General features: G+C 50.8%; 13 protein-coding genes. 7 read left to right on the top strand and 6 right to left on the bottom strand.

The window, feature by feature from the left end; all coding sequences use genetic code 11:
- Positions 1-119: 119 nt before the first annotated feature.
- The 4 genes from K9N21_17400 to K9N21_17385 form a co-directional block, all read right to left on the bottom strand.
- Positions 120-287 carry a hypothetical protein gene (locus K9N21_17400; GenBank protein MCF8145690.1) on the bottom strand — a complete coding sequence of 56 codons (168 nt, stop codon included), beginning with the start codon at positions 285-287 and terminating at the stop codon, positions 120-122.
- Between the two features lie 123 nt (positions 288-410).
- Positions 411-797 (bottom strand): hypothetical protein, encoded by a 387-nt coding sequence (locus K9N21_17395; GenBank protein MCF8145689.1) that lies wholly within the window; start codon positions 795-797, stop codon positions 411-413.
- A 302-nt stretch (positions 798-1,099) separates the two neighbouring features.
- Positions 1,100-1,372 (bottom strand): hypothetical protein, encoded by a 273-nt coding sequence (locus K9N21_17390; GenBank protein MCF8145688.1) that lies wholly within the window; start codon positions 1,370-1,372, stop codon positions 1,100-1,102.
- A 262-nt stretch (positions 1,373-1,634) separates the two neighbouring features.
- Positions 1,635-2,663 (bottom strand): restriction endonuclease, encoded by a 1,029-nt coding sequence (locus K9N21_17385; protein MCF8145687.1) that lies wholly within the window; start codon positions 2,661-2,663, stop codon positions 1,635-1,637.
- A gap of 795 nt (positions 2,664-3,458) precedes the next feature.
- On the opposite strand from K9N21_17385, the gene K9N21_17380 reads away from it, so the two are divergent.
- Entirely contained in the window at positions 3,459-3,710 is a 252-nt protein-coding gene (locus tag K9N21_17380) for a hypothetical protein (protein ID MCF8145686.1), read from the top strand.
- A gap of 267 nt (positions 3,711-3,977) precedes the next feature.
- Here the strand turns inward: K9N21_17380 and K9N21_17375 are convergent, their stop codons facing one another.
- Positions 3,978-4,232: a DUF4926 domain-containing protein gene (locus K9N21_17375; GenBank protein MCF8145685.1), complete on the bottom strand. Its 255-nt coding sequence runs from the start codon at positions 4,230-4,232 to the stop codon at positions 3,978-3,980.
- Between the two features lie 1,442 nt (positions 4,233-5,674).
- Here K9N21_17375 and K9N21_17370 point away from each other — a divergent pair.
- A complete protein-coding gene (locus K9N21_17370) occupies positions 5,675-7,480 on the top strand; it encodes an acyl-CoA dehydrogenase (protein ID MCF8145684.1) in 1,806 nt (601 codons plus the stop codon).
- On the opposite strand, the gene K9N21_17365 is transcribed toward K9N21_17370, so the two are convergent.
- On the bottom strand, positions 7,477-8,076 hold the full coding sequence (locus K9N21_17365; protein ID MCF8145683.1) for an HD domain-containing protein: 600 nt from the start codon (positions 8,074-8,076) through the stop codon (positions 7,477-7,479). The two genes, K9N21_17370 and K9N21_17365, sit on opposite strands and share 4 nt — an antisense overlap.
- 223 nt (positions 8,077-8,299) lie before the next feature.
- Here K9N21_17365 and def point away from each other — a divergent pair, with 223 nt between their 5' ends.
- The 5 genes from def (at position 8,300) to rpe (ending at position 13,430) form a co-directional block, all read left to right on the top strand.
- Positions 8,300-8,797: a peptide deformylase gene (gene def / locus K9N21_17360; GenBank protein ID MCF8145682.1), complete on the top strand. Its 498-nt coding sequence runs from the start codon at positions 8,300-8,302 to the stop codon at positions 8,795-8,797.
- A 65-nt stretch (positions 8,798-8,862) separates the two neighbouring features.
- A complete protein-coding gene (gene fmt, locus K9N21_17355) occupies positions 8,863-9,792 on the top strand; it encodes a methionyl-tRNA formyltransferase (GenBank protein MCF8145681.1) in 930 nt (309 codons plus the stop codon).
- A gap of 539 nt (positions 9,793-10,331) precedes the next feature.
- The gene (locus K9N21_17350) at positions 10,332-11,168 is read left to right on the top strand and encodes a DUF116 domain-containing protein (GenBank protein ID MCF8145680.1); all 837 of its coding nucleotides are present in this window, start codon (positions 10,332-10,334) and stop codon (positions 11,166-11,168) included.
- 4 nt (positions 11,169-11,172) lie between these two features.
- A complete protein-coding gene (rsmB, locus tag K9N21_17345) occupies positions 11,173-12,528 on the top strand; it encodes a 16S rRNA (cytosine(967)-C(5))-methyltransferase RsmB (GenBank protein ID MCF8145679.1) in 1,356 nt (451 codons plus the stop codon).
- A 239-nt stretch (positions 12,529-12,767) separates the two neighbouring features.
- Complete coding sequence (gene rpe / locus K9N21_17340) at positions 12,768-13,430, top strand: ribulose-phosphate 3-epimerase (protein ID MCF8145678.1); 663 nt, start codon at positions 12,768-12,770, stop codon at positions 13,428-13,430.
- Positions 13,431-13,450 lie beyond the last annotated feature (20 nt).

Here is a 13,450-nt window from a genome sequence, read left to right as displayed (position 1 = left end):
GCGGCATCCCGAGCGTTGGTCCGGGAAGACTCGTAACTGGAATCCAATACCAACGGTGCGGCTGAATCCGCAGCTGAAGGACGAAATGAAAAAAGCTGCATAGTCACCTCGTCCGACAACTATCTTGACACGCGCCGATTCTTCATGGATGTTGAATCGCTTAGATCTACAAACAATACGCAAACTTCTTTTGCAGAATTTTCAATCTCTTTTCCAAGGATAGAGTATTCTTCTTTTTTCTGATGTAATCGCTTGACTAACTCATCAATATTTGTTGAACTTGTCATTAAGAAGACTCCTTATATAGGCCGAACGAACGCCTTACCGGCGCGCGGCGGTCTTCCGCGCGTCCGCGTACAGGCGAATGTTGGGCTCGAACCGTTGAAAGGTAGCTCTCAGTTCAGAGCATTTCATTTATCGCAGCAAATTGTAACTCTTGCATCATCTCCGCTGCAGTCGCCGGAACACCACGCTGCTAGTTGGTACTGGCCGTTTCCGCATTTTGGCTGGGCAACTTTCTCTTCAACAGGATATGCCGTGCAGCGTAGTTGCTTGCCAGCGAGGATAGAAACTTTCCTGTTGAGTTCAAGCAGGCCGTCTTTGTCAGCCAGTTGCTGCTGGATTTTGGAAACCTTGTCCTTTAACAATTTGACCTGTGTTGTAGTCTCAGCTGTCCTGTCATCAATCCGCCTATCTAAGACTGCGACGACGCCAAAGCCAGCTACGAAGGCTGCCACTGCTACGCCTAAAACCCACTTGAGCACTTCAAGGCTTGCGCCCCCATTCTGATTGATCATTTCTGACCTCCTCTTTTGCTTCGACTTTAGCCCAACATAGTATTATCCGACAGTATTATTGAGCTGATTTGATATTAGAACGAAAAAAAACGACATGCAAAAGAACAAGAACCAGCTCTTTTTAGTCCTTTCATTGTTGGATATCGTCGATGTGACATATTGTTGATATGCCGCATCGTGGTCCTGCCTTCAGTATAATTTTTTAGCCCTTAGCAAGGCTAAAAGAGTCTGCTTTATTTGCGGCCCTCCCAAATCTTACGCCTTTGCCAGTCTCCTCCCACACTCCCTCTGTTAAAGATATCCTATCCCTCCGGATACACCCCCTCCGTCACCAGGCCCGTACAATTCACAGCGAGATGTTTCCGGAAACCCAACCAGGACTTCAACCTCACATCGCCCCCATGCTCGCGTCTGTTATATGCCGAGGTGCCGTGCCCGTCGAATATGATCATGTCATCGCCAAGGGTCATGTCGTAATTCACCTGATCCAGTGTGGATATGTCCAGCTCCCTGATGATTTTTCCGGTCTTCCCATCTTCGACCATCGCCTGCTTGTCGACAAACCGGACAGCCAACACCTGATCCCCGCTGATCGCCCGATGCCGCAAATCCTAAAGCAAGGCCTTAAGCCCCGAAAAGTCCCTTTTCACCCTGTCTTAGTCCCAAAGAACAAAACCCCCCATCCCGACAAACACAACCGTCAAAACGGCAATCCTACCCAACCCCCTCTGCCACCCCTTAACCACAAAAAGAACCCCTTACATCCGGATATGACGCTTTACATAAGCTGTTTGGTTAATTTTTAGCCAATCCGCTTATGCAATGTTAGTTTATTATTCAGAAAATATCCTTAAAGGGAGTGGCAGATTTCAACCATTCCGTAATGCCATGTATATCTCTCAATTCAAGTTGCCAACGATATTGCCTTGCCAGCTGCCAAGCACCTTTCGTGAATTCCGAAGTAGTTGCGATACATGATTTTGTTGCACGATAATGGTTATGTAAGAATAAAAGCTGTCTTACAGGTTCAACACCGACTTTATTTTTATAGCGCTTAGCTTGGAGAAGATATCTATGTTCACCTAATGTGCTATCTTTCTTTATTGCAAATAAATCTATACCTTCGTCTTTAGTTCCGCTTTGTAATTCTATCGAGAACCCCATTGAAGTGAGAATGTCTGCTAATAATTTCTCAAAAGCTCTCCAGTTTAATGCCTTTAGTAAGTCTGGATGCTCTATTAAAGATTTATATAAATCACTACTTATAACATCTAAGCGAATAAGAGGTGAAGAAACCTGATTCACATTGGATTTGGTATAAAGAAATGACTTATCAACAATTGTTTTTATGTCACTGGGTACATATTTAATAAGGAAAGGTTCAAAAGAATGATACCCACTACTCGAACGATTATGACCAAAGTTTGTAAACACATCCGGAGCATCCCCTGGCCTTAAATCATAACTCGTGCCATCGTAAGCGACATCCATCAAATCAACTATAGGCCCATAACTTTTATCTAATTCACTATCCGGAATATAAAAATCATCGAGATTTTGGCAGAGGCTGTCTATAATCAAATCCCGCGCATCACTTTCGTTTCTACATAATTCAATTGAGTATGCCATCTGTGGATCCATAAGGACCTCTATTAGTGTATCCGAAAGCAGATCTCTGGCATCATCAGAAAATGTATGTATATTAGATTCCAAATGTAGTTTATCACCACGACAAATATTTTCTATCAATGTCATGATGAACAGATGCCATTTATCTGGTTCATCTGATAGATAATTCGCTGCTGCTGAAATTATATTTTGTTGTGATTCCACTGTATATTCTGTATTACCTACACTGGCGTTCACCTGCGGCGCACGAGGCGCTGTCAGGTGCAACGCCTCGTTTGTTAGGCCCCCGCTTCAGAAGGCACTCACGACCGAACAAGAGATTCACCGACCCAACGCGTGACAATGTTTAGATCCACCAGAAGGATGTACTCCTCCCGGTACAGCATCTGCCGCGGCAATACTTGACGACACCTCCTGATCCTCCAAGGCCACACCCGGGACGAACGGATCCGCCTTGCTCAGCACCCGCTGAATAGCGTCCAGTTCCGGCCTGGGGATAGGCGGGATATACGAGATCAAATACTCTAGATCTGGTTCCTCTTCTTGCATGATCTAACGGTGCCTAAATAGTATTATCCGACAGCATTATTGAACAGGTTTCATATTGGAATCCAAAAAAACGACATAAGAGTTGATATAATCCATCTCTTTTGGCCATCTCATTGTTGGATACCGTCACCCTAACATATTCCTGAACTTTGCCAATCGCTTTCGAATCATCGCTGTTACGGGAAAAGATGATGCATTGAGGAGGTGCCTAAGCTGCGGTAGCTGTTTGGCTGTGAGGTGAAGAGTTGCCGAATTGTTGGATAGGGTTTTTATGTATCCGATTTTTTCCATTGTCAAGGATTTTTACTTGACATTTGCCTTAATTGGGAAAGATAATATCAAAAATATTGAGATAAAAGGCGTCCGGGCCTGATCCGCCCGGGGCGAGAGATAAGGCTGGTATGGAGGCAATCCGTACCGGCCTTTTTGTTTTTCCATGCCTCTTGGATAAACCCAACGAACCAACGAAAGGAGGTCCCATCCATGATCAACTCCAGAACCATCCAGTATCCCTTTGAAGAATCCGATCTGACGCGCCTGATCGAGTACGATGGGAGTAACCTGGCTCTTTACCAAGGCCGGGCACCGCCCGGCACGCCCACCAGTGCGGCCGCGTCGCAGATCCGGAAATTCCTCTATGATGGATCCAAAAATGAGACGGCCAGAAAATTCGCCGGCGGGACCAACGATTACAATCAGGTGTGGGGCGATCGGGCCACATTGTCGTATTCGTAAGGAGGATCGCCATGGCGAACGGAATGCCAAGCTAGGAGTGTCGGGGAGTGTCGTACCCAAAAACGACCAAAAATATAGATTTTTAAAAATCGAAAGTCAATAATAACAACAACTTATACACTAAAGCATATCATGAATCTAACTTATAATCCGCAAATCGGGGGTCCGAATGCTCCCAGGCGCGCCAGCTCCCTGGAATAAGGTTCACCTCGCTCAAAAAAATAGAGGCAGGAAGAGTCAGCATGCAGTTTCTGGCAGTGCAGGTGGTTATATCGCAGAGATGTTGTCAAACTGTCGAACCTGAAGGATCTCATTCTCGTGAACAGGAAAGATCTTTGACTCCTCCACAACAACGACAGCGATGGTATTCCCCACAGCATTGAATACTTCCAGAGAATAGCCTGCCTCCTGGCCGGGACCACCTTCGTGCCGGTCCACAATGGTGGCGATATCTCCTTTTTTGAGACCATATTCAGGCAGATCTACCGCCAAAGATACACGGGTAAATAATTCATAATTCATTTCTATACCTCCTTGTCCGGGAACAGAGTGATAAGTTTGGTTTCACCGGACACTTCCTCCGTCATCCAGATGGCAACAACACGAAGTTTGACGCCATTCGGGCCAATGAGGTCACCACGAATTCTAAAAAGATCTCCATAAGGCGTCTTTCTAACCAGCGCCGCATCGCCCGGCAGTATCTGTGCGCGGATATCATGTTCAAGTCAAAGAACGTTCACAGGCTCACAAATGATATGTGGACACTTATATCAAGGTTCTGGGAATATTTTGCTTTACCGATTTTGTGAATGCTGGAAAGGGATTCATCTTCAAGCGTCAATCCAGTGTGAATTCACCTGTAAGCGCTATGGACCTATACAAAAAAATATCTTATTGAGTCAAGGGATTTGGTGGCTTGATTCACTAAATTTAGAAAGCCTGGACTTATTTTAGGAAGAGAAGCCTGGGATCAATCGCTGATACATGAGGGAAGCGATCCCACCCAATGGTCCATCAGAATGCCAAGGCATTCACCTGCAGAGCTGGTTGCAAACCGTCATTTGTACGGCCTCTCGAAAAAGGTTTCGCGCCCATGTTTCCTTGACTCTTACACGTCGCGCCTGGCCCTGTGCCCTGAGATCCAGGTCCATGCCTTATCCTGCGCCCATGTATAGGGTGCAAACCACGGATTCATTCCCGCACAATTTGATGTGATCTACAACCTATAACATGCTTGATTTATTCCCATACCTTCCCACGGATGCTTCAAGGAGCCGAGTTCCAATCCGCAAATCGGGGGTCCGAATCCTCCCAGGCGCGCCAGAAAATTAAGGGCTTAGCCGATCTCGGCTAGGTCCTTTTTTTAGGCGACAGATCGGAGTCCATATCGGTCAATACATCCTTGTCGGCAAAAAAGAAAACCCTGGACCTTATCGTTGGAGGAAAACGACAAGGTTCAGGGTTTTTGAAGGAGTGCCGAGAAGAGCGACGCAGGCAAAGCTCTCAGGTGGCCTCACGGTTACACCACACTCCCCCCACCAGCGCAGGGGACGCTGGTCTTCTTGCCCAGTGGGAGAGCGGGACCCACAAGACAAAGATATCACCGGTGTCCTTCAGCAAAGATTTGAACTGTTCCTCTGCCAACCATCTATTGTGAGAGCTGTATTTCCTGTGAGTTTCAGAGATACTATGTTCATTTCTCAATCCAGGGACAATGGGGTAAAAACCGTATTTGCATGAGAAATACCCGCACGTTTCGATTTTTTTATTTGGCATCTTGTTGCTAATCGCTGTAGATTGATCCATCTTACGCGCAAGGCCGAATCATGGACCATTCCGCCCTAAACCTGAGGGTCACCTGATGGCGGAATCCCCATTGAGTGCCTTGTCAATTAACTTTGCATGGCCGGAAAACAATTTAATAATGGCAAAAAAAATAGGCTCACATGAGAGGAGGGGGTATTTTGGCTGAGAAGTTCATGAGCATGAGGAACCTGAAATTTCTCCTGTACGAGGTATTCGATGCGGCCTCGCTGACCCGGTATGGGTACTACGAAGAATACGATCAAAAGATGCTGGACATGGTGCTTCAGGCTGCCTGGGAATTGGCTCAAGGACTCCTGTGGCCCCATTTCCAGGAAATGGACCGAAACCCTCCGGAACTGGTGGGTGAAGTGGTAAAGGTCCACCCATCGGTGAGAGAGGTGATGAGAACATTCGGCCAAGGGGGATGGATCGCCATGACGGTTCCCGAAGAGCTGGACGGACAGCAGCTTCCCCAGATCATGGCGGACACTTGCCATTTTATCTTCTGCTCGGCCAATTACTCGGCGGCCGTCTATCCCGGACTCTCCGATGGGGCCGCGCGGCTCATTGAAAATTTTGGAAACAAGGCGTTGTACGACGTCTTTGTTCCCAACATGCGAAGCGGCCGATGGCAGGGGACCATGGCCCTGACAGAACCGGAGGCGGGCAGTTCTCTTGCCGATATTGTCACAACAGCTGAACCCACCGAGGAGGGATATTTCAGGATCCGGGGGCAGAAAATTTTCATCTCGGGAGGAGATCACGACGGGGTCGAAAATGTGGTGCACCTGATGCTTGCCAAAATCAAGGGGGCGCCTGCCGGGGTCAAGGGCATCTCCTTATTTGCGGTGCCGAAAAAGCGGATTACCGAAACAGGGGATCTGGTCTCCAATGATGTCATCACCTCGGGAATTTTTCATAAACTGGGTTACCGGGGATGCCCCATTGCACAGCTCAGCATCGGAGACAAAGATGACTGCCGGGGCTATCTGGTGGGAGAGCCTCATAACGGCCTCCGGTATATGTTTCAGATGATGAATGAATCGCGGATCGGTGTCGGCATCGGGGCTGCTGCCATGGCCACAGCGGCCTACTATGCTTCCCTTGAGTATGCGAGAATCCGAAAACAGGGGCGGATGATTACTGAGAAGGACCCTTCTCTTCCCCCGGTGCCCATTATTGAACACGCCGACGTGAAACGTATGCTGCTGTTCCAGCGTGCAGTGGTGGAAGGGTCTCTTTCCCTGCTGCTGCAATGCAGCAAGTATGTGGATTTGAAAAGGGTGGGGAGCGATGAAGAGGCAGAGAAGTATTCCCTTTTGCTGGATCTTCTCACCCCTGTGGCCAAATCCTATCCATCCGAGGTCGGCATCCTGTCCATCAGTCAGGGACTTCAGTGCCTCGGGGGTTCCGGTTATTGTGATGATTACCCCCTGGAGCAGTACTACCGGGACGCACGGATACATCCCATTCATGAGGGGACCACCGGGATCCAGGGCCTGGACCTGCTGGGCCGGAAGGTCATGATGAGGGGGGGTAAGGCATTCGGACTCTTTGGCGAGGAGGTGCGCAAGACCATCTCCCAGGCCATAGGGGAAGAACCTCTACGCCCCCATGCCGATGCGCTTGAACAGGCACTGATCCTGTTGGAGGAAGTGACCAAGCATCTCAAAAATGTGGCTGCCAAAGGGGGCCCGGCACTTTTTCTGGCCGACGCGACCTTGTACCTGAAGCTTTTCGGAATCGTGGCGATAGCCTGGCAGTGGCTCAAACAGGGGGTCATCCTGGTGAAGGGCCTGGACGGGGCTGCGTTGGAGAAGGAAAAGAATTTCTATCAGGGCAAGCTGTATGCCCTACGATTTTTCTTCGCCTATGAATTGCCCAAAATGGGCGGTCTGGCAGAGCGGCTTATGAATGGCGACGGTCTGACCGTTGAAATGCAGGAGGCGTTTTTCAAAGATTAACCCTGATTGAGGGAGTGGTTGTTTTTAGGGCCGTTGATCCACCAGTCTGTCTTTTTGTCAAACCACCAGGAGTCCCTTTTTGTGGTCATGATTTCCTGGGCCAGCTGCTTTCCACTCGCGGTGAGCAGCCTTTTCAGGGCAAATGAGAGCCACTCCTCAGCCTGGGTATTGCCCAGGTCAAGTTGTTCCTTGAGTTCAAGAATGAGATCGAGCTGGTCTGCGTCCTTTGAAAGCCTGGCTTCAAGGGTTTCCAGCCCATTGAATTCCTGAATCAGCCGTGAGACCTCATCTCCAAAGGGAAGCCCCTGCACCTGATCCTGGACGGCCTTTTCTTCATCAACCGTCACATATTTTTTGTTTACATAATTATGATCGCCGGTCCTGGCCTCCGGAAAATCGTGAAACAGGCACATGAGAATCACCTTTTCCCGATCGGCCTCGGGTTCCATGGATGCAAGCGCATATCCGATAACGGCCGTCCGGAAAGTGTGGTCTGCCACAGATTCCCGGCCGGAACCCAAGAATTGGTATCCGGTGCGAGGGGTCCTCTTGAGCATGCCCATCTCAAACATGAATTCCACCATTCGTTTCAGCATGTCCCTTGATAGGCAGGGCATATGCAAAAGTCAAGGGGTTAGCTGAGGGATCTGTCGCTTTTATCACGGCACCTTCTTGATTTATTCCGGCAAAGCGTATATATGAGAACCATATGGAGGGAAGCTGCGACCCCTTGCGTGACGCGGATCGTGCCGTCCCTGCCGTAACAAATGGAATGGAAACAGAGCGGGTGAACGGCTGATGGAAGATACTGAACGTGAGATGAGAATATATACCTATCCCGATCCGGTTCTCAAGACCCCGGCTGAACCGATACGGGAGATTGATGAAGACCTGCAGCACCAGATCGACTGGATGATAGAAACCATGTACGCCGCCCCTGGCATCGGGCTTGCTGCCAACCAGGTGGGCCTTCTCAAGCGGGTCATTGTATTCGACTGCCGGCCGAGGGAGAAGGGGAGGGATCCCGCAGTTCTGATCAATCCTGAGGTGATCTTGGGAGAGGATAAGATAAGGTGGGAGGAGGCCTGTTTGAGCGTCCCTGATTTTTCCGCCGAGGTAGTCCGGAAGGCCCAGGTAAAGGTGAAGGGGCTTGACCGCAACGGCAATCCAATAGATATCGAAGCCGAAGATCTGCTGGCCGTATGCCTCCAACATGAGGTGGATCATCTGAACGGAACCCTTTTTATCGATCATCTCAGCACTCTCAAACGGGCCCTGTATAAGAAAAAAGTGATGAAAACGCTTAAAGAACAATAGGTTACGTGGAATACACCAAGCACCACCCGATAGAAGGGTTTCCCGCCGATCCCACGATCATCTTCATGGGCACCCCAGAATATGCCGTGCCTTCGATGGAAAAACTGGTCGAACACGGGTATTCCCTCCTGGCTGTTGTGACGCAACCGGACCGGCCCAAGGGCCGGGGCAGGAAATCGATTTTCCCGGCGGTCAAAGAGGCCGCCAGACGGTTCAGCCTTCCTGTTCTTCAACCTGAAAATGTGTCGGACAAGGATTTTTGCAAGATTATTCAGGATTTGGGTCCTGATCTCCTGGTCGTGGTCGCATTCGGCCAGGTTCTCAAAAAGGATCTCCTGGATATCCCCCATTGGGGAGCACTCAATATCCATGCGTCACTCTTACCCAGATATCGAGGGGCCGCTCCGATCCAGTGGGCCGTCATCAATGACGAAAGAGAGACCGGCCTGACCGCCATGCACATGGATGAAGGTCTCGACACCGGGCCCATTCTGTTCCAGGAGGCGGTGCCCATCGGTCCGGAGGAGACATGGGGGGAACTCCATGACCGGCTTTCACGTCTTTCAGGGGACGTGCTGGTGAAAACGATTAAGAAGTTGATAAGCCATGAACTGATGGAAAAGGCGCAGGACGATAATTTCGCGACCTATGCACCCAAGATCGACAAGAGCATCTCCAGAGTGGAATGGGCGCGATCGGCCCGGTCAGTGTCGGCCCTGATCCGTGGCCTGGATCCATGGCCCGGTGCATCGACCCTTGCCGGGGGTAAAGAGATAAAGCTTTTTTCCGCCAGGGTTGAAGAAGCCAACAGTTCCGGTATTCCCGTGACCCGTAACCCGGGCAGAGTCGCAGGCCGTTCTGAAGACGGTCTGCTGGTGGAGACAGGGGAGGGGACGGTACGGATCAGGGAGCTTCAGGCTCCCGGTCGGCGAAGACTGCCTGCCGCCAAGTTTCTCCTGGGATTTCAAATAGATGAGGGAACCGTCCTGGAATGATAATCTGAATCTTTATCTGTAATTTCGCGGTCCGGGACCATTTGCGAAAAATATTGTTGAACCGCAAGGACGCGAGGGCGCGTTGTTTTGTTTTGCTTTAGGCTCTTTGACTGTAACTTTTACGCAACGTGCGGAGAAGTTTTGGTGAACCGCGAAGGCGCAAAGGACGCGAAGAGGTCTTGATGGGTTTATTCTGATCCTGAAAGAAAGATTCAGGATCAGAACACAGCAGGCTCTGCCGAGCCGTCGTTCGTTATTCGGTAATGGCCTTTGAATAAAAGAGATCTTTGTGTCTTGGGTGCGGTGGTTGGACCGCGCCAGGGCATAGTCCTCAGAGTTTTTCATTTAATTGCCAGAATTCCTTAACTTTAGGCACTTTAGATCACTTTAGACATTTTAGTCACTTCTGGGCGATAATTCTTTGGTCGTCAAATGTCAATAACCAAAAAAATCTTTGTGCCTTTGTGCCTCAGTGTGAGATATTTTGGGTTGCGGCCCATAGAAACTTTAGTCATTTTTAACTTCAGGCGTTGGATCATATGAAAGGTTTGGAAGGAGTCGAGAAGTCACAGGAGGAGCGCCCCTTCCCCTTGGCAACCGGGAGGGTGGCGGACGATCCCAATGTGGACAGGCCGAAAAAGCGCATCTTCATCTTTCTGCTTTTGGTTTCCTGTGTGGTGCTGGTGGGGGTGGCCTTCCTCCTTTGGTGGGTCCCCTATGTAGGCCTTGCAAATATCCACCCGAGCCTTCCCCTCATTCTGGCCATCGCCCTGGCCTGTCTGGTCCTCTTCGGCCTCGGCGGCGCATTGACCCTTGTATTGACCATCCTTCGGGGGAAAAATCTTTTTTTCAACCGGCGTATCCGCGGGGTGGTGATACGGGAACTCTTCCCCCTGCTGGTGGGTGTGGGCAGATGCTTCGGTATCAGTAAACAGGCCATCCGAAGATCCTTTGTGGCCATCAACAACAAACTGGTTCTGGCTGAGGCCAAGAAGGTTAAGCCGAACCAGCTTCTTATCCTTCTCCCCCACTGTCTCCAGAATCACGACTGCACGGTCAGAATTACCGGTAAGGTGGAGAACTGCAAAAAGTGCGGCAAGTGCAAGATAAAAGATCTGGCGACACTATCGGAAACCTACCATGTGCCCATTGCGGTGGCCACGGGCGGGACCCTGGCGAGGAGGATTGTGGTGGAGAAAAAACCCAAAGTCATTATCGCTGTGGCGTGCGAGCGGGACCTTTCCAGCGGCATCCAGGACAGCTACCCGATACCTGTCTTCGGCATATTTAATAGAAGACCGTTCGGCCCCTGTTTTGATACGGATGTGGATATGGAACTCGTGGAGAAGGGGATACGGACCTTTCTGGAGCCATAAGCCCGTGACACCGAGGGACCTCGCATTAGCCGCACTCAACCGCACGGATGATTCTCCCGGTTTTTTTGAACGATATGTGGAGGCGGCTTTTGAGAAGGGATCGGGCCTCGATGAAAGGGACAGGGCATTTGTCGTCCATCTGGTCCAGGGGGTCCTGCGGTGGCGGATCCGTCTGGACTGGATCATTCAACAAAACGTCCGGTTTTCCTTCAAAAAGATCGAGCCCGCCACCCTGAATATTCTCCGGCTGGCCCTCTACCAGATATATTTCATGGATCGGGTCCCTGATCGTGCTGCGGTCGATGAGGCGGTCAAGCAGGCCGGCGGACCGGTCAATCGGCATGTGGCGGGTTTTGTGAACGGGATACTGAGACATATCTGCAGGGAGAGGGCGGCGATCCGGTTTCCGGACCCGGTGGGCGACCGAGACCGCTATCTTTCTGTTTATTATTCCTATCCGCTCTGGCTGGTGAGAAAATGGATCAGGGAGTTAGGCCCCCAGGCAACAGAGCATCTTCTGGAGGCCGGAAACCGCATCCCGGACCGTGTCGTCAGGGTCAATACCCTGAAGATTGATCAAGAGGGCCTGATCTCGCGGCTGAATCACGAGGGCGTCTCTGCGACCCGGTGTGCCTATTCCCCTGAAGCCCTGCGCATAACGGATTGCAAAGGACCTTTAACCCGGTTGAAGGCCTTCAGGGAGGGACTTTTCCAGGTGCAAGGAGAGGCAGCACAGATCTGTTCCCATCTGCTGGGTGTCCGTGAAGGGGATATGGTGCTGGATGTATGTGCAGGTCTGGGAGGCAAGTCCACCCATCTTGCTGCGCTCATGAAAAACAGGGGGCGGGTGGTTGCCCTTGATAGGCAGCCAGGCCGGCTGATGGACCTTATGGAGAGTGCCGGTCGTCTGGGAACAGAGATTGTCCTGCCCGTGGCCGCAGATGCAGCCGGGGCGCTTTCCGCCTGGATAACCGCTTCTTTCGACAGAATCTTGGTGGACGGCCCCTGTTCGGGTCTCGGAGTGATATCGCGACATCCGGATATAAAGTTGACCAAGAAAAAGACGGACATTCAACGTCTGGCCATGTTGCAGAAGGTGATTCTGAATCAGGCGATTCGCCTCCTGAAACCGGGGGGGAGACTGTTGTATACGACCTGCACGATTTCGCGGGAAGAGAATGAGGAGGTGGCGGAGGGCATTACCAGGGAAAACCGGGGGGTGGTCCGAGGCGATCTCAAAAAGATTATGCCCCCATGGGGGGTGGATCTGATGGATGATGACGGATTCTTCAGGACGTTTCCCCATGTCCATGGGATGGAAGGATTTTTTGGGGCGCTTTTTCAAAAATCGAAAATTTGACAGTTGAAGTTGGAGAAGACGCAGGGCCTCCGGAGGCGCGTCTGCACACAGGTTCGGGGGACGAGGGGAAAGACGAGCACGAAATTCCCGCGCAAAAAAGCCCTGCGAGAGCGGCATCTTGCCGCGATTTTTCGCGGCTGGAAAGCCTTTTTCACAGAAGAACAACTAATGGATTTGGTTGATGCGGATTCGTGGGTTGAGCACATTTTAATGACAAACGAGTAACTGGAGGAGATGATATGGGAAAGATCGCGCCGTCGATCTTGTCAGCGGACTTCACGTGCCTGGGTGAAGAGATCCGGAAAGTGGAAAAGGCGGGTGCCGACTACATCCATGTGGACGTCATGGACGGGCATTTTGTACCCAATATCACCATCGGCCCCATGATCGTAAAAGCGGCCGCACGCGTTACCGATCTTCCACTGGACGTGCATCTGATGATCTCCGATCCCGACGACTTTATAGCAGATTTTGCCAAGGCCGGGGCAGACATTATCACCGTGCATGCAGAAGCGGCAACGCACCTTCACAGGACCGTCCAGTTTATTCGGGATCACGGCGCCAGGCCGGCCGTGGCCCTTAATCCGGCTACCCCTCTGAACGCACTGGAGTATGTGCTGAACCACCTGGACATGGTTCTCCTGATGACTGTAAATCCAGGCTTCGAGGCCCAGGCCTTTATCCCGGAAGTGATTCCGAAGATCAGGAAACTGAGACGGATGGTGGATGATCAAGGTCTCAACGTGGAGATTGAGGTGGACGGGGGGATCGGTCCGGACACCATCAGTCAGGTGTCGATTGCGGGGGCGAACGTTTTTGTGGCGGGTTCTGCGATCTACTACAGTGAAGATTATAAAGATACCATCCGCCTGATGCGGGAGCGGATGACGCCGTTTTCGTGAAGACCACAGGGGGTGTGCTC

It is taken from the genome of Deltaproteobacteria bacterium (assembly GCA_021737785.1).
In the GTDB taxonomy this organism is placed as follows: Bacteria; Desulfobacterota; DSM-4660; order Desulfatiglandales; family Desulfatiglandaceae; genus AUK324.
The sequence above is the reverse complement of the archived record's forward strand: the minus strand, read 5'-3'. Positions and strand labels throughout refer to the sequence as shown.

Excerpts from the sequence above, each read along its gene's own strand:
- fmt (MCF8145681.1), top strand. The coding sequence starts at position 8,863 with ATGGGCACCCCAGAATATGCCGTGCCTTCGATGGAAAAACTGGTCGAA.
- def (MCF8145682.1), top strand. The coding sequence starts at position 8,300 with ATGAGAATATATACCTATCCCGATCCGGTTCTCAAGACCCCGGCTGAA.
- K9N21_17380 (MCF8145686.1), top strand. The coding sequence starts at position 3,459 with ATGATCAACTCCAGAACCATCCAGTATCCCTTTGAAGAATCCGATCTG.
- K9N21_17350 (MCF8145680.1), top strand. The coding sequence starts at position 10,332 with ATGAAAGGTTTGGAAGGAGTCGAGAAGTCACAGGAGGAGCGCCCCTTC.
- K9N21_17395 (MCF8145689.1), bottom strand. The coding sequence starts at position 797 with ATGATCAATCAGAATGGGGGCGCAAGCCTTGAAGTGCTCAAGTGGGTT.
- K9N21_17400 (MCF8145690.1), bottom strand. The coding sequence starts at position 287 with ATGACAAGTTCAACAAATATTGATGAGTTAGTCAAGCGATTACATCAG.
- rpe (MCF8145678.1), top strand. The coding sequence starts at position 12,768 with ATGGGAAAGATCGCGCCGTCGATCTTGTCAGCGGACTTCACGTGCCTG.
- K9N21_17375 (MCF8145685.1), bottom strand. The coding sequence starts at position 4,232 with ATGAATTATGAATTATTTACCCGTGTATCTTTGGCGGTAGATCTGCCT.
- K9N21_17365 (MCF8145683.1), bottom strand. The coding sequence starts at position 8,076 with ATGCTGAAACGAATGGTGGAATTCATGTTTGAGATGGGCATGCTCAAG.